Source organism: Niallia taxi, assembly GCF_032818155.1.
Classification (GTDB): Bacteria; Bacillota; Bacilli; order Bacillales; family Cytobacillaceae; genus Niallia; species Niallia taxi_A.
Genome location: NZ_CP102589.1, coordinates 3,128,577 through 3,143,462, shown reverse-complemented (window position 1 = coordinate 3,143,462; position 14,886 = coordinate 3,128,577). Strand labels below are relative to the sequence as shown.

Annotated in this window: 15 protein-coding genes and 1 riboswitch; of the genes, 11 read left to right on the top strand and 4 right to left on the bottom strand. The window is 36.6% G+C overall.

Annotation, left to right across the window (positions count from 1 at the left end; translation table 11 throughout):
* From NQZ71_RS15845 to NQZ71_RS15830, 4 genes are all read left to right on the top strand, one after another.
* Window positions 1–1,203, top strand: a complete 1,203-nt coding sequence (locus NQZ71_RS15845; protein WP_317010958.1) for an amino acid ABC transporter permease — start codon at window positions 1–3, stop codon at window positions 1,201–1,203.
* A 16-nt stretch (window positions 1,204–1,219) separates the two neighbouring features.
* Window positions 1,220–1,999 (top strand): amino acid ABC transporter ATP-binding protein, encoded by a 780-nt coding sequence (locus NQZ71_RS15840; protein ID WP_144452284.1) that lies wholly within the window; start codon window positions 1,220–1,222, stop codon window positions 1,997–1,999.
* Between the two features lie 170 nt (window positions 2,000–2,169).
* Window positions 2,170–2,652, top strand: coding sequence for a hypothetical protein (locus tag NQZ71_RS15835; RefSeq protein WP_144452285.1), 483 nt, complete (start codon window positions 2,170–2,172; stop codon window positions 2,650–2,652).
* 110 nt (window positions 2,653–2,762) lie between these two features.
* A riboswitch (yybP-ykoY riboswitch) is annotated at window positions 2,763–2,862 on the top strand.
* Between the two features lie 131 nt (window positions 2,863–2,993).
* Window positions 2,994–3,761, top strand: coding sequence for a TerC family protein (locus NQZ71_RS15830; RefSeq protein WP_144452286.1), 768 nt, complete (start codon window positions 2,994–2,996; stop codon window positions 3,759–3,761).
* Between the two features lie 112 nt (window positions 3,762–3,873).
* Here the strand turns inward: NQZ71_RS15830 and NQZ71_RS15825 are convergent, their stop codons facing one another.
* The gene (locus NQZ71_RS15825) at window positions 3,874–4,068 is read right to left on the bottom strand and encodes an alpha/beta-type small acid-soluble spore protein (protein ID WP_144452287.1); all 195 of its coding nucleotides are present in this window, start codon (window positions 4,066–4,068) and stop codon (window positions 3,874–3,876) included.
* Window positions 4,069–4,296: 228 nt separating this feature from the next.
* Between NQZ71_RS15825 and NQZ71_RS15820 the strand changes: the two genes are divergently transcribed.
* From NQZ71_RS15820 to NQZ71_RS15810, 3 genes are all read left to right on the top strand, one after another.
* Entirely contained in the window at window positions 4,297–5,652 is a 1,356-nt protein-coding gene (locus tag NQZ71_RS15820; protein WP_317011756.1) for a TrkH family potassium uptake protein, read from the top strand.
* Window positions 5,653–5,764: 112 nt separating this feature from the next.
* A complete protein-coding gene (locus NQZ71_RS15815; protein ID WP_164849553.1) occupies window positions 5,765–5,923 on the top strand; it encodes a hypothetical protein in 159 nt (52 codons plus the stop codon).
* Window positions 5,924–5,925: 2 nt separating this feature from the next.
* Window positions 5,926–6,066, top strand: a complete 141-nt coding sequence (locus tag NQZ71_RS15810; RefSeq protein WP_164849552.1) for a hypothetical protein — start codon at window positions 5,926–5,928, stop codon at window positions 6,064–6,066.
* 51 nt (window positions 6,067–6,117) lie between these two features.
* Here the strand turns inward: NQZ71_RS15810 and NQZ71_RS15805 are convergent, their stop codons facing one another.
* Window positions 6,118–7,143, bottom strand: coding sequence for an acyltransferase family protein (locus tag NQZ71_RS15805; protein ID WP_144452535.1), 1,026 nt, complete (start codon window positions 7,141–7,143; stop codon window positions 6,118–6,120).
* A 362-nt stretch (window positions 7,144–7,505) separates the two neighbouring features.
* Between NQZ71_RS15805 and NQZ71_RS15800 the strand changes: the two genes are divergently transcribed.
* Both NQZ71_RS15800 and NQZ71_RS15795 read left to right on the top strand, forming a co-directional pair.
* Window positions 7,506–9,377, top strand: a complete 1,872-nt coding sequence (locus NQZ71_RS15800; protein ID WP_260054198.1) for a PAS domain S-box protein — start codon at window positions 7,506–7,508, stop codon at window positions 9,375–9,377.
* Between the two features lie 92 nt (window positions 9,378–9,469).
* Window positions 9,470–10,045: a DUF2087 domain-containing protein gene (locus NQZ71_RS15795; RefSeq protein WP_144452288.1), complete on the top strand. Its 576-nt coding sequence runs from the start codon at window positions 9,470–9,472 to the stop codon at window positions 10,043–10,045.
* Window positions 10,046–10,164: 119 nt separating this feature from the next.
* Here the strand turns inward: NQZ71_RS15795 and NQZ71_RS15790 are convergent, their stop codons facing one another.
* Entirely contained in the window at window positions 10,165–10,950 is a 786-nt protein-coding gene (locus NQZ71_RS15790; RefSeq protein WP_317010956.1) for a carbon-nitrogen family hydrolase, read from the bottom strand.
* A gap of 179 nt (window positions 10,951–11,129) precedes the next feature.
* Here NQZ71_RS15790 and NQZ71_RS15785 point away from each other — a divergent pair, with 179 nt between their 5' ends.
* Both NQZ71_RS15785 and NQZ71_RS15780 read left to right on the top strand, forming a co-directional pair.
* Entirely contained in the window at window positions 11,130–12,302 is a 1,173-nt protein-coding gene (locus NQZ71_RS15785; protein WP_317010955.1) for a pyridoxal phosphate-dependent aminotransferase, read from the top strand.
* A gap of 373 nt (window positions 12,303–12,675) precedes the next feature.
* The gene (locus NQZ71_RS15780; protein ID WP_260054201.1) at window positions 12,676–12,936 is read left to right on the top strand and encodes an aspartyl-phosphate phosphatase Spo0E family protein; all 261 of its coding nucleotides are present in this window, start codon (window positions 12,676–12,678) and stop codon (window positions 12,934–12,936) included.
* A gap of 380 nt (window positions 12,937–13,316) precedes the next feature.
* Here NQZ71_RS15780 and NQZ71_RS15775 read toward each other — a convergent pair whose 3' ends face one another.
* The gene (locus NQZ71_RS15775) at window positions 13,317–14,816 is read right to left on the bottom strand and encodes an ATP-binding protein (RefSeq protein WP_275004775.1); all 1,500 of its coding nucleotides are present in this window, start codon (window positions 14,814–14,816) and stop codon (window positions 13,317–13,319) included.
* Between the last annotated feature and the right edge of the window lie 70 nt (window positions 14,817–14,886).

Below are 14,886 nucleotides of genomic sequence, written 5' to 3'. Positions count from 1 at the left end.
TTGGATAATGTTAGGCTTGGCAACAGTGGAAATTTAGTGAAATCTAATTCCCTTAGCAGGCTGGTGAAATTACAGCTGTGGCTGAAAAACAATCTTTTTAAGGATTGGAAAAATGCAATTTTAACGATTATTGCTGCCATGTTTACTGGATATGTTATCGCTAAAGTTACTACATTTTTAGCTGACAGTGATTGGAGTGTTGTAACAGCAAACTTGCGACTCTTGATGGTTGGTCAATTCCCAATGGAGGAAATTTGGAGGCTGTGGGTCGCTGTAATTTTAGTATCTGTATTATTTGGTGCATCATGGGGATTATGGAGGAATGTTATCGGTCATGTTGCGATAGCCTTATCTGTCATTATGTTGATTTTTGCTGTTGTTCCATACACGGAATCCATTACAAAGATATATTTAGGTGTAAGCATTGCTTCTATTTACTTGTTTTATGCAATTGGCAGAAAGCTTTCTGTTTTAAAGATACCAGTTTTAGTTCTATGGATATTAGTTATTCCCGTATCAGTGGGAATTATTAATGGTTTTGGCATTCTTGAACCGGTAAGCACAAATGTTTGGGGTGGATTTTTACTGACGATGGTGATAGCTTCTGTTGCCATTATTTGCTCATTTCCAATCGGACTTCTGCTTGCTGTTGGCCGAAGAAGCAAGCTTCCGGTAATTAAATATACATGCATTGTTTATATTGAGATTATCCGCGGTATGCCATTAATTATGATTTTATTTATCGGTCAATTGCTACTGCCGATGTTTATTGGAGGAGAAATCCAAATTGATAATATTCTTAGAGCTATGATTGCCTTCACACTGTTTAGTGCTGCATACTTAGCGGAAAACATCAGGGGCGGGCTTCAATCCATCCCAAGAGGTCAATTTGAAGCAGCACAGGCACTAGGCTTAAATAACTTCAAACTAATGATTTTTGTAATTTTGCCTCAAGCATTAAAAGCAGTTATCCCAGCAATGGTAGGCCAATTCATCGCCATCTTTAAGGATACATCACTAGTTGCGGTGATTGGATTAGCAGATTTTCTTGGAATGGCCAAAAAGGTTGCAGCAAATCCAGAGTATTTAGGAAAGTATATGGAGCTATATATGTTTATTGCTTTAATGTATTTTATATTTTGCTATTTAATGTCACATGTCAGCAAAGCTTTGGAAAAATCATTAAGTGCAGGCAGTCGCTAATAGAGGAGGATAAAGGATGGAGAGTGTATTTTCAGTAGAAAAGCTAGCAACGCCATTAGAGCAAAGAAAGGATATCATTCAAGTAAAAGGTTTAAACAAATGGTATGGTGATCATCACGTTTTAAAGGATGTTGACCTTCAGGTTAAGCAAGGAGAGGTCATCGTTGTACTTGGTCCTTCAGGCTCTGGAAAATCAACATTTATCCGGACAATCAATGCGTTAGAAGAGTTTCAAAAAGGTTCTATCATTGTCGACAATATTGCTCTGACAGATGATTTGAGAAATATCGAAGAAATAAGGAAAGAAACAGGCATGGTTTTTCAGTCTTTTAACTTGTTTCCACATATGACAATCCTAAAGAATATCTCACTTGCGCCAATTTGGGTAAGGAAATGGAAAAAGAAAAAGGCAGAGCAAATTGCAATGGAGCTGCTTGAGAGAGTCGGAATTCCAGAGCAAGCAAATAAGTATCCAGGTCAACTTTCTGGTGGACAACAGCAGCGTGTGGCAATTGCCAGAGCATTGGCAATGCAGCCGAAAATTATGCTTTTCGATGAACCAACATCAGCACTAGATCCTGAAATGGTGAAAGAGGTCCTAGATGTCATGAAGACACTTGCTGACTCTGGCATGACAATGCTTGTCGTCACACATGAGATGGGCTTTGCACGCCAAGTAGCAGACAGAATCATCTTGTTTGATAAAGGAGAAATCGTGGAGATGGGCAAACCAGAAGATATATTTGATAACCCGAAGCATGAACGCACAAAGCTATTTTTATCACAAATCCTGTAAAAAGAGCCAGAAATGGCTCTTTTTTCTATTATCTACTCTATTTTTAGCCGTCGAATTTGACACTCTTATAAATTCTTTTTGCTAACATGAACAGATACTGAATAAAAAAACAAAGTTTAGCTAAAAATGAAAAAATGAAAAGGTATATAAGAATTAGATGGTGATATCCGATGAGGGACCTAAGTAAATTAGAGGCGATAATGTGGAGCATTGCACTACCTGGCTTCAGCCAGTTATTGATGAAGCAATATTGGAAAGGTACTCTTTTAGTAGTGCTGGAATTCATCATTAACGTGCAAAGTAATTTTAATTTAGCAATCATGCAAAGCTTTTTAGGCAATATGCAAGCCTCCATAGATGCCCTTGATTTTCAGTGGATTATGTTTTATCCCTGTTTATATTTATTTGCGATGTGGGATGCATACAAGTCAACTTTAAAGGAACACAAGGAATATGCATTTTTGCCCTTTGTTTTTTGTGCTTATTTTGTAACAGTAGGGGTCATGTATTCAACGCGTTTTGAAGTATTCGGCATTTTTCCAGGTCCTATATTTACACCAATGATCTTTTTGATTCCTGGAATCATAAGTGGCTTTTTAGTCAAGTACGCTATATTGTTTTTTAAGGCTCAGCTCAATCCGAATAAAGAATAAACAACGATACTAACTTTGAGATTAAAAATAGTCAGGTCTTGTTTATTTTTTTTCGGTTTTTGATTGCAAAAACAGAATCTTTTGTATATAATAGTCTTATATTAATTGTATATCTACTCAAAGGGGAGTAGCTTTTAGGTTCATACCTAAAACAAAGTCGTCAGTTCATGGTCTTGTACCATCGGCTTTGTTGGCACGATAAAAGTGCTTAGCAAGACCTTTGCCTATTTGGCAAAGGTCTTTTTTGCGCTTTTTTGTACATAAAAACAGAAAGCACAGCTAAACCTGTTAATAGGGGAAATCCAGTGGGTATACAAGAATAAATGATAGGAGGAGAAAAGATGGATTTTGCATTGCTTTTAGAGTATGGTTGGGTGCTCCTGATTTTAGTTGGATTGGAAGGGATTTTGGCAGCTGACAATGCGGTTGTAATGGCCGTAATGGTTAAGCATTTACCTCCAGAGCAACAGAAAAAAGCCTTATTCTACGGCTTATTTGGTGCATTTGTTTTCCGCTTCGCTACATTATTCATGATTTCTATTCTGGTTGACGTTTGGCAGGTTCAAGCTCTTGGTGCAGTCTACTTATTGTATATTTGCTTCCATAATTTATATGGGAAGTTTGCACACAGAAATAAAAAAGAGAAAGAGAAAGAAAAGAAACAGTCCGGTTTTTGGATGACTGTATTAAAAGTAGAGCTTGCTGATATTGCATTTGCAATTGATTCTATGCTTGCTGCTGTTGCATTGGCAATAACGCTAACACCAACAGGCTGGTTCAATGTTGGCGGAATCGACGGCGGACAATTTACGGTTATGCTTCTTGGCGGTATTATCGGATTAATTATTATGCGATTTGCGGCAAACTGGTTTGTGAAACTTCTTCATACAAGACCAACCTTGGAGACAGCTGCTTTCATGATTGTCGGCTGGGTAGGGGTGAAATTGGCAGTATTTACTCTAGCACATCCAGAGGTTGCTATGCTTGATGAGCATTTTCCAGAATCAAAGGTTTGGAAGTTTATTTTCTGGGGTGTATTGTTAATCATTGCTGTGGGTGGCTACTTCCTTTCAGGCAAAAAAGCACAAAAAACAGCAGAAGAAAGCTAAATGATAAAAAGGAAATAATGCTTGCGCCAATTCTTTGCTTTTGCAAAGAGAGCAAACATTATTTCCTTTTTTATATTTTCCTTTGTGCATTTGTGAATTTAAGGTATAGTTATTATTGAGTTTTGCCAGATAGCTCTGCTTGAGCTTGTTGAACAAGGCGTTTTGTAATTTCTCCACCGACACTGCCGTTTGCTCTAGAAACAGTGTCTGAACCTAAATTAACACCAAATTCTTGGGCGATTTCATATTTAATGCTATCTAAATATTGTTCAATTCCAGGAACTAATAATTTATTTGAACTAGCCATGATATATTTGCCTCCTTGAATAATAAAGTACAGAACATAAATATCGTTAGCAACAAGAAGCTATTATCCTGATAATAGGTATGTTTAGCAATATTAATTTCTGTACTAATAATATGTGGGGTTTTCTCGTATTTCATAAGTGGTAAAGTTTGTGTAATGGGGAGATAATAGGAATCCGCTTTGTTTATTATTATAGTTGTGCTTGCAATAGAAGGGATTTGTATGAACATGAGAAGAACGGTAAGGGAGATGCTGAATAAATTCACTCCAGCTCAAATAATAACAGGCTATTATTTACTGGCAGTCAGTGCTTCCGTTATATTATTAAGCTTGCCGATTGCTCACAAAGAAGGTGTCCATGTGTCAATTATGGATACACTGTTTACAGCGATAAGTGCTGTAAGTGTGACAGGGCTGACTGTAATAAATATATCTGATACATATAGTACAATTGGCATCTTTATTTTAATGTTTGTCCTTCAGTTTGGAGGAATAGGTGTAATGACTCTTGGAACATTCTTTTGGATGCTGCTTCGTAAAAAAATCGGCTTAAAGGAACGGCAGCTCATTATGCTTGACCACAATCAATCTCATTTGTCTGGTCTTGTCCAGCTCATCAGGGAAATCATCAAGCTAATTTTGATCATTGAGCTTGTTGGTGCAATTGTGCTCACACTGCAGTTGCATCAATACTTTCCTACATGGAAGGATGCATTTGTCCATGGACTTTTCGCTTCCATTAGTGCGACGACAAATGGCGGTTTTGATTTGAGTGGAAACTCGCTCGTTCCGTATAAGGATGATTATTTTATCCAATTGGTCAATATTATTTTAATTACTCTTGGGGCAATAGGCTTTCCAGTTCTAATTGAATTGAAAAATTACTTGTTTCCTAAAAATCCAGGTAAGCTTTTCCGTTTTTCCTTATTTACAAAACTGACTACTTTAACATTTGGGCTGTTGCTGTTATTTGGAACAGTCAGCATCATCATAATTGAGTCAAATCATTATTTTATAGGGATGAATTGGCATCAAATCTTTTTTAACGCATTCTTCCACTCTGCTTCAACGAGGAGCGGCGGTTTAGCAACAATGGATTTAAATGATTATACGATGGGAACATTAGTGATTTTCTGTATTCTCATGTTTATCGGTGCTTCACCAAGCTCTGTCGGCGGTGGGATCAGAACGACAACATTTGCCTTGAACCTGCTGTTTATTTACCATTATGCTAACGGCAATCGTCATATTAAGATCTTTAAAAGAGAAATACATGAAGAAGACATAATTAAATCGATGGTTGTAACTATTTTAGCCTTTTGTTTATGCTTCATTGCAACAGTTATTCTATGTATTACGGAGGATGCTCCACTCATCAAAATTTTATTTGAAGTATGTTCTGCTTTCGGAACGACTGGCTTGTCGCTAGGCTTAACTCCTGAATTGTCCGGTGTAGGAAAATGTGTCATTATGATTTTGATGTTTATTGGTAGAATCGGCTTAACATCCTTCATTTATATTATCGGAGGAAAAGAGAAAAAGGATAATTTCCATTACCCGAAAGAAAGAATCATTATTGGCTAAGGCAATCCGCCTTGGCTTTTTTTGGTTTTGTTGCCTATCATTTTTTAGCGAATAGCTTCTTGGAACTTGCAGAAAATAAGGTCGTATCATTCCACTAAAGGAGACGATTCAAATGGCAAAAAGAAAGGCTGAATATAATGCGGTCGAAAAATACAGCAAAACGCCTAAGAAAAATACTCAAGAAACGGAATTCTCTGCTGAATTTAATCGCGGCGAAGATCCGATGAAGCACGCGAACCGAAACTCCAAGCATGGAAGAGAGGGGAGATAATTATGAGTAAAAAAACAAACAATAAAAAACAAGAAGAAGCTAACGTAGAATTCGGCATGGAATTTGGTGACCTGAATGCAAGTAAGCTTTACGATACAGCTCCATTAACAAAAGGTAAAGTAAAAAGCGGCAAAAGAAAATAACTCAGGGGGACATTCCCTGAGTTATTCTTAACAGCTATTAAGGGCAGCTATTTAAAATAGCTTCTCTTTATAGCTTGCCTTAGTTGACCATTTCTGCATTTTGGTTGTTCGGAATTCTATAAATGGCTGTGCAAGTGAGGCAACTAAATTACTCGACAGTACAAGTGTTAGCAGGAAAGCCAAAAGCACAATTAGAAAATAAGATTTAGGTGTTGTAAATGCCTCCTGCAAATCTGTTGTACGAAAGATGCGGATAAAAAATCCGTGTAATAAATATACATAAAGTGTGTTTTTGCCAAAGCGTGTAAAGAAATACTTTTTTTGCGGGACACAGGCAAAGAAACAAAAAATCATTAAAAAGCTTAATAAGTAAAAACCTATTCTTACAAGTATGGCTTCTAAAGCAGAAGAGGCTAATACATCATATGGTTTTGAACCTAAAAGCCATTGATAATTAATACTTGGGAAATAGTAGAACCCTGCGAACACTACTACAAAAATAATAATAGCTCCAATTTTGAATCCCTTTGTCCTAATCCACTCAAAGTGTTTTTTATTCATATAATATCCTAATAAAAACAGAGGGAAGAAAACGAAAGTTCTTGTAAGACTTAAATAGCTTGAGGTCCAATCAACAAAACCGATTGCTAAGCCGAGAATTAGCGCAATGCCCAAGCCGTACAGTGGCTTCATTTTAGAAAATCCTAATAACAGCATGTTCCAGAAAAATAAGCTGATTAAAAACCATAATGACCAGTGTGGGCTTAAAGGGTCGACTGTAAAGCTAGACTTGCCATAAAGATAATAATAAAAGACACTGTAAATGAGCTGAAAGATAATGTACGGCAATATAAGCCTTTTTAAATATTTTTGCACATAGCCTTCCTCATAAATTCCCTTCGCAAAAAATCCGGAAATCAGGATAAATGCCGGCATATGAAAAGTGTAGATGACTTTGTATAAGCTATAAATACTATTGCTATCATTGGTAAAAGATTGGATAGAGTGTCCAAATACAACGAAAAAAATCAAAAGAAACTTCGCATTGTCAAAGTAATAATCTCGGACCTGTTTCATCACTAGACTCCCTTCTCGCAAGCTTATAAAGCTGCTATGCCAGTTTTAGAACCATTAGTTCTTAGAGGCAGAGTTTTGGCTGTTAGCCACTACTATTTATAGCACATATAAACAGTAGCTAAACTTCTTTTTCCAAGTTGTTAACGAATTATTGAGTTATTAATACAACTGCAATGATTTTGTAAACATTTTCGTATTTTTGTAAATAGAAGTATAAGACAATCGCCTGAATTTTTGCTTAAAAATGGCAGATTGTTTTTGTAAATTGGACAATAATCAGCATTTATTTTATAAATGGAAAGGAATTTCTCGAATTTTGTAGAATAAATAATGCACCAAGTTTTACGAGAGGCGGGAAATCCTTGTCTGGTGAAATCTATACAAATGAGATGCAGCAAATCCAACAGCTGAAGAAAAAAATCAGCTTTTTAGAACAAGAAAACAAAAGGCTGAGAAATGAGAATAATTGCAGGGAAATGGTGAAGGAGCTGAAAGAGGCTGTATTCGAAAATTCCAGTGAGGGTATGGTGATTTTGAATGGAAATGGAGTAATCCTTGAGGCAAACAGTGCAATAAGGGATATTTTCTACATCCATAAAAAAGATATTGTCGGACGCAACCTTAGCCATTATCTCCCGCAAGAGCACAGAGATGACTTGTGGGCATGGATAAGCATGAAGCCAGAGCAGAAAGCCGGAAAAACAGAACGCTTGTTTATAGAAAATCATGAAAAAAGCTCCTATGCGGAAATACATATATCAAGTATTAACAAATATCCTTATTATTTGGCAGTTTTTAAGGATGTCACATATATGCGCAACCTGGAAAAAAGGCAGCATAAGGATGCCGCCTTATTTCGTGATTTCTTTACAGAGGCCCTTGATGGGATTGTGCTATGGAAGGAAAATGGGCAAATTACCAAAGCAAATAAAGCTGCTCTAGCGATTTTTGAAAGCAGTCAGGAAGAAATGCTGCAGCATAAAATCAGTGACTATGTATATGAGAAAGATAAAAGCTATCTCCATATCATGGAAAACCTATGTTTGAAAAAATCTCATCGTGATGAGCTTATGTTCTTGATGCCTAATGGACAAAAAAAGCTGTTAGAGTTTACAACAAAGCTTCATTCTGTTGATGGCCTGCATATGAGCATTTTTCGTAATATAACAAGTCGCTATAAAATGGAGCTTGAGCTCCTTGACAGTAAAAGCATGTTTGAAACAATTTTTGAAGAAGTATTTGATGGGGTTATTCTTTGGGACAGGGATTATAAAATCATTGATATCAATAAAGCAGCATTGCGCTTACTTTCTAAAGATAAGGAAGGCCTAATTGGCGTTAATCTGCTCGATTATTTGCCTGAGGGGAAAACGATTGGGGAAGAGATCAAGCCAAAACTTCTTTCACTAAGGAATGAAGGACAAAACAGGGGGATTTATACTGCCACATTCAATGGTGATGATTGGACACAGTTAGAATTTCGGAACAAATATAATATCTACTCAGGCTGCAGTATAACCACATTAAGAGATATTACAGAAAATGCTATTTTGGAAGAGCAAATCAGAAAATCCTCGACACTCCATGTAATCGGTGAGCTTGCAGCAGGAATTGCCCATGAGATAAGGAACCCAATGACGGCACTAAAAGGCTTCATTCAATTATTAGAAAGCAGCAATGAGACGGATAAGCATGCGATGTATTTTACAGTCATAAAGTCAGAGCTTAGCCGAATTGAAACGATAATTAATGAATTTCTGCTCCTTTCAAAGCCACAAAATGTGAAGTTCGTCAAGGCGGATCTGCAGCAAATAATGAATGAAACATTGGATCTGCTTAATGCACAAGCAGTTCTATTTAATGTTCAATTTACAAGACTGTATACTAATTCGAACACAGAAATGTTTTGCGAACCAAACCAATTAAAAAAAGTATTCATTAATATTGTGAAAAATGGCATGGAGGTGTTAGAATCCGGTGGGGAAATTAAGGCAAGTATAAATCCGATGCCGGATTACTTTCATATCATCATTGAAGATAATGGTATCGGCCTGAGCAAGGAAAAACTCGCAAAGCTTGGAGAACCTTTTTATACGACGAAGGAAAAGGGGACTGGGTTAGGGTTAATGGTTTCTTTTAAAATAATTAAAGAGCATGAAGGAAAAATAGAGGTAGAATCAGAAGAAGGAATAGGGACTAAATTTCATATTTACTTACCACGAAAAAAAATATAATAAAAAAGCTTTACCAAAAAAGACTTCTTGACGTAAAGAAGTCTTTTTATTATTATCTAATTAGATGATTATCTAATTACAGGAGGGTCTATATGCAGCTTGACAGATTAGTTGCTTTTCATAAAACAATCGGTGATCCAACAAGAATCAGAATTATCTCCTTGCTCGCTGCAAAGCCGTGGAATGGCCAAGCGCTTGCTGGGAAGCTAGGCTTAACGGCCCCAACGATAACACATCATTTAAAGAAACTGCGGGAAATAAATGTCGTATACGAACGCAGAGAAAAAAACACGATTTACTTCTATTTAAACAAATCGGTCATAACACATCAGGCAGATGCGCTTATTAAGCTGTTCCAATTTGAGAAAGGAGTGGATGAAGTGGAGGTCACAAATGAAGAAGCAGCAAAAATTATCGATAATTTTATTGGTGCTGATGGAAAGCTGAAAAACATTCCTGCACAAAGGAAAAAGAAGCTGATTATTTTCCGCCATATTGTGAAAGGGCTTAAGGAAGGCAAGAAATACGAGGAAAAAGAGCTTAATGACTATATAAAAAGGTACTTTGATGATTATGCTACCATTCGGAGAGAGTTTATTATTAATCACTTCATGTATCGGGAAAATAATATATATGAATTGAATCCGGAAGAGATGTGGGCAAAGTAAAGTAGACTAAATCCTAAGAGGCCGATAGGCAAGTTTTCGATTTTTACCTCGACAAAAAAAGACCTGAGCAATAATGGGAAATTACTTAGAATTCCTCCTTATTGTCTAGGTCTTTTTTATTAATAAAATTCTGGTTTTCTGTCAGTGAAAATCGGAATCATTTCCCGCACCTCTGTTACTTTTGCTAGATCAATTGTCCTTGTTAGGATTTCCTGCTTTTCGCCTGCTTCACCGATGACCTCTCCCCATGGGTCAATTATTAGGCTGTGTCCTGCAAACGCATTTTTAGGATCTGAGCCGCTTCTGTTGCAGGCAACTATATAGCATTGGTTTTCAATTGCCCTTGCGATCAATAGTGCTTTCCAGTGGACAAGACGGGCGAGCGGCCATTCTGCTGAAACAAACAATACCTTTGCACCTTTTGAAGTATGGGTGCGAACCCATTCAGGGAACCGAATGTCATAGCAGATCATCCCTGCAAGGATTTCATCATCCAATGTAAATAGCCCAGTCGAGCTTCCACTTTTTAAATAAAGATGCTCATCCATCAGCTGAAACAAATGCAGTTTATCATACGTATGAACAAGCTGTCCTTCTTTATTAATGACAAGGAGTGTATTGTATATGCCGTCGTCTTTTTTGTTAGCGACAGAGCCACCTATTATATGAACCTGATAGGTCTTGGCGAGCTTCTGGAAAAAGCTGATTGCCTTGTGCGCATGACTGTCTCCAATTTCATTAAGGCGGGTTAAATCATAGCCTGTTGTCCATAATTCTGGCAATATGACAATATCCGTCTCCTTTCCTTCACACGCCGCCTTTATCCAGTTTTCAGCAGCAAGGAAATTTTGTTCCGGATCACCAAATACAATATCCATTTGAATAATACTAACATTCCAACTCAACGAATCACCCTCTATTCATCCTCATTTATATCCCTTATAATAATAATCAATATTTGCGAAAAGACTGGCTTCTTTGTTCAGTTATAACACAAGTTGTTTGAAAATTGTATATTTTCTAGTGGGCATTGTGCTAAAAATAAACAGAGATATTGATTCTATGAAGGAAAGTAGGGAGAAGGATGAAGGAGTACCGTCAATCGGCGTTGCTGGATAGGCTGCCAGTTCAATTTTTTGCTTCCCTTGTCGGGAAAGTTTCTACATATGTGAAAGAGGGCTATGATGTTATTAATTTAGGACAAGGAAATCCAGATCAGCCAACTCCTGAATTTATTGTCAGAAGTCTACAAAAGGCTGCAGAAAACCCAATTAACCACAAATATTCCCCTTTTAGAGGCTACCCTTCTTTAAAACAGGCGGTAGCAAAATTTTATAAAAAAGAATATGGAGTGGACTTGGACCCGGAGACGGAGGTTGCTGTACTGTTTGGCGGTAAGGCTGGCCTTGTCGAATTACCACAATGTCTACTCAATCCTTTCGATACGGTGCTTGTGCCCGATCCAGGCTATCCTGATTATTTGTCAGGTGTTGCACTTGCACAAGGGGAAATGGTCATGATGCCATTGGAGGAAAAAAATCACTTTTTACCTGACTATAACAAGATTTCAGAGTCAGTGCTTGAGAAGGCTAAATTAATGTTTTTAAATTACCCTAATAATCCGACTGGAGCAACTGCAACAGAGGAATTTTTTGCTGAAACAGTTGCGCTTAGCCTCCAGCATGATATATGCGTTGTTCATGATTTTGCATATGGGGCAATCGGATTTGATGGGAAAAAGCCAATCAGCTTCCTGCAAACACCTGGAGCAAAGGATGCAGGCATTGAGATATATACCTTATCAAAAACATTCAATATGGCTGGCTGGAGAGTAGGTTTTGCAGTGGGAAATAAAAGTGTTGTTTCTGCTTTAAATCTTTATCAGGATCATCTTTATGTCAGTCTTTTTGGAGCGATCCAAGAAGCAGCCATAACAGCATTGTCTAGTTCATTTGAAGAAGTGGAAAGACTAACAAGCATGTATGAAAGCAGAAGAAATGTATTTATTGAGGGTCTTAAAAGCATCGGCTGGAAAGTGGAGGCACCAAGCGGGTCTTTTTTTGCATGGTTAAAGGTTCCCAATGGGTACACTTCAGAGGAGTTTGCAGACTACTTACTGGATAAGGCACATATTGCTGTTGCACCTGGTATAGGGTTCGGAGAATATGGGGAGGGTTATGTTCGAGCAGGCTTGCTTACATCTGAAGAGAGGCTGCTAGAAGCGGTTGAACGGCTGAGTAAGCTTACAATTAAATAGTTTAAAGAAACCCGTCTGCTGGAATTAGGCGGGTTATTGTTTTTCCTGTGAGATAAAGTCGAAAAGAAAGGGAGAGAAATGTAAAATTTTGTATGAGTGAAATCTGGAAAGTCGAGGGTATAGGATAATATTTTTCGAAAATATTATGTAAGCGCTTAACGTTTATGGAGGTTTATGGAGGTTTCTGAAGCTTTATTTGTCGAAAATCAGGTTATTATTTGATTATTATAGAACGAAATGCCTATTTTAAAGAAAAAAATGTCTAATATTGCGATTCTATTTACTTTTATTTATTTTCTTGTAATAATTCATCAAGTAAACGAAAATTTGTCTTTACAAAAAATTAATATAAAACTGATTAGGAGGAAAGAAAGTGCAATCGAGGAAACAAGAATTACTGCTTGCTATTCAAAGAAAAAGAGAGGTGATGATAGAGGAAGCATTACGTACAGGATATACAAGTGAGGAAACAGTGAGATACAGTCAGGAACTGGATGAACTTATTTTTCAGTATCAGCTTCATCTTCGGCTGCAAAAGACAAAGATGAATATTGTAAAAAAGTCATTTAAATCAATGATCGTTTGGCCAAAGCACCTTGTATATAAACCACAAGTTATTTCTGAGATACTTTAAGACATTCTTTTGATGATTGGTATCCTTCGTTAGGAATAAAGACAAAGGATAAATATTTGGCTGTAGTCAGTATCCTTTCTTCACGTCTCCTTGGGACATTATGTTATTCATTCCGTATATAGACTAGACTTGTTATTAGTTAAAAAACACATTTTATTTGGAAAAATAACAAAGCTTTGTGTACATAAGGAAAGATTTCTATTACTAGAAAAACAGCATGAAGGATGATGACAAAAACACCTTCAATAAAATGCTGAAGGGTTATGGAAGTTTTAACGCTTAATGTAATGCATCTATCACTATATCCCTTCTACTAATTTTAAAATACAGACACAGACTGGTAAAAAGCCCTTATTGCATAAGGACTTTACTCAGTCTATTTAGAGATTTGCGCTTATCGGCAAAATAATATCTACTTTTGTCCCTTTATTTTCCACGCTGGAAAGGTAAATTTCCCCTTCAAATGACTGGATAATCCGTCTGCAAACGACAAGTCCAAGTCCTGTTCCAGAGGTTTTTGATGTGTAAAAAGGTTCAAACAGCTTTTTTAGCTCTTTTTCAGGGATACCAATTCCTGTGTCATATACAGTAATGCTGACACGATTGTTCAATTCCTTTAACTTGATCGTAAGTGTGCCGCCGTTTTCCATGGCTTCTAATGCGTTTTTGGTAATATTAAGAATAACCTGCTTCATTTGATCTGCATTACAATAAACAAGTAATTTTTTCTTTGCGATTTCGAAATGACATTCCACATTGAATAAGTTCGCTTCTGATACAATCAAAGGCTTTAACTCTGTTACAATTGTTTTTATGTCTATATGCTGTTTTTTTTGTTCAGTTGGTTTTCCAAGAATGAGAAACTGGCTGACAATTTCATTAATTCTAGCAATTTCTTTTTGAATAATAGAGAAGTAAAACTGGTCTTCCTTCTCTATATGCTTTTCTCCTAACAGCTGTACAAGCCCTTTTATCCCGGTGAGAGGGTTTCTAATTTCGTGTGCGGAGCTTGCTGCCATATTGCCGACTAATTCAAGCTTTTGCAGTTCGTTCTCTTTATTTTCTTGTTCTGCCTGCTTCTTGTGCATATAAAGAATGATAACAAAATAGAGCAAATGAAAGCAGACTAGGAAAATGAAGAGTAAAAGCGCGTTTTTGCATAAGATTTTTTGAATATTGATATCCTTTTGCTCGACAACGATTTTCCATGGTAAACTATCCATCGGTAATTCGATTGTGGTGCTATTTTGATTAATAGGCTCATTAATATTAAGTATTAGTTCCTCTTCTTCATTTATTATAGAAATATTGTCTTTAGGCGTAAGCATTTCCATGATATTAGTTAAGTAATCCACTCTTAAAAAGGCAATGATCATATTTTCTATATGCTTATCATCGTCTAAGACTGGTTTAGCAATCCCAATCACCTTTTGACCATCCACAAGATATTCTGTTTTATTGGAAACCGTCGTATCTTTTGTATAAATGGATGTCTTTACATACTCTTCCTGGGTAATTGCCATTTCTTCAATCTTCCTGTCGGTTCCGGCAATTCTATTTCCGGACGAATCAAGAATATAGATTCCTCCGTACATTTGTTCTTGGAGAAGCAGTTTCTTTAGAAACAGCTCTGTCTTGTCTTTTTCAAATATTCCTGATGAAGATTCAAGGAGGATACTGACTGTATCCAGTGCATTAATGGTTTTATTTATATATGTATCCCACTGCCTCTGATGGATGGAAGCAATTCGGAATGCATTTTTGTCATGCATGCCAGTTTCTTCTTTTTGTTTATTGTTTATCAATATTCCTGTTGCCAGAAGAAACGGGAGAATGGCAACAGTTATATATAATAATATTTTTTTTAGGCTCATCATCATTTCTACTCCAACAGTTTGTCATGCAAATAAAAACTATATCTTAAACTTATAATATACCATAAATTACAAG

What these genes read in the sequence shown, in the direction of transcription:
- NQZ71_RS15815 (WP_164849553.1), top strand. Translation starts at nt 5,765, where the DNA reads ATGGCAAAAAGAAAGGCTGAATATAATGCGGTCGAAAAATACAGCAAA.
- NQZ71_RS15825 (WP_144452287.1), bottom strand. Translation starts at nt 4,068, where the DNA reads ATGGCTAGTTCAAATAAATTATTAGTTCCTGGAATTGAACAATATTTA.
- NQZ71_RS15835 (WP_144452285.1), top strand. Translation starts at nt 2,170, where the DNA reads ATGAGGGACCTAAGTAAATTAGAGGCGATAATGTGGAGCATTGCACTA.
- NQZ71_RS15840 (WP_144452284.1), top strand. Translation starts at nt 1,220, where the DNA reads ATGGAGAGTGTATTTTCAGTAGAAAAGCTAGCAACGCCATTAGAGCAA.
- NQZ71_RS15775 (WP_275004775.1), bottom strand. Translation starts at nt 14,816, where the DNA reads ATGATGATGAGCCTAAAAAAAATATTATTATATATAACTGTTGCCATT.
- NQZ71_RS15830 (WP_144452286.1), top strand. Translation starts at nt 2,994, where the DNA reads ATGGATTTTGCATTGCTTTTAGAGTATGGTTGGGTGCTCCTGATTTTA.
- NQZ71_RS15795 (WP_144452288.1), top strand. Translation starts at nt 9,470, where the DNA reads ATGCAGCTTGACAGATTAGTTGCTTTTCATAAAACAATCGGTGATCCA.
- NQZ71_RS15810 (WP_164849552.1), top strand. Translation starts at nt 5,926, where the DNA reads ATGAGTAAAAAAACAAACAATAAAAAACAAGAAGAAGCTAACGTAGAA.
- NQZ71_RS15785 (WP_317010955.1), top strand. Translation starts at nt 11,130, where the DNA reads ATGAAGGAGTACCGTCAATCGGCGTTGCTGGATAGGCTGCCAGTTCAA.
- NQZ71_RS15820 (WP_317011756.1), top strand. Translation starts at nt 4,297, where the DNA reads ATGAGAAGAACGGTAAGGGAGATGCTGAATAAATTCACTCCAGCTCAA.
- NQZ71_RS15805 (WP_144452535.1), bottom strand. Translation starts at nt 7,143, where the DNA reads ATGAAACAGGTCCGAGATTATTACTTTGACAATGCGAAGTTTCTTTTG.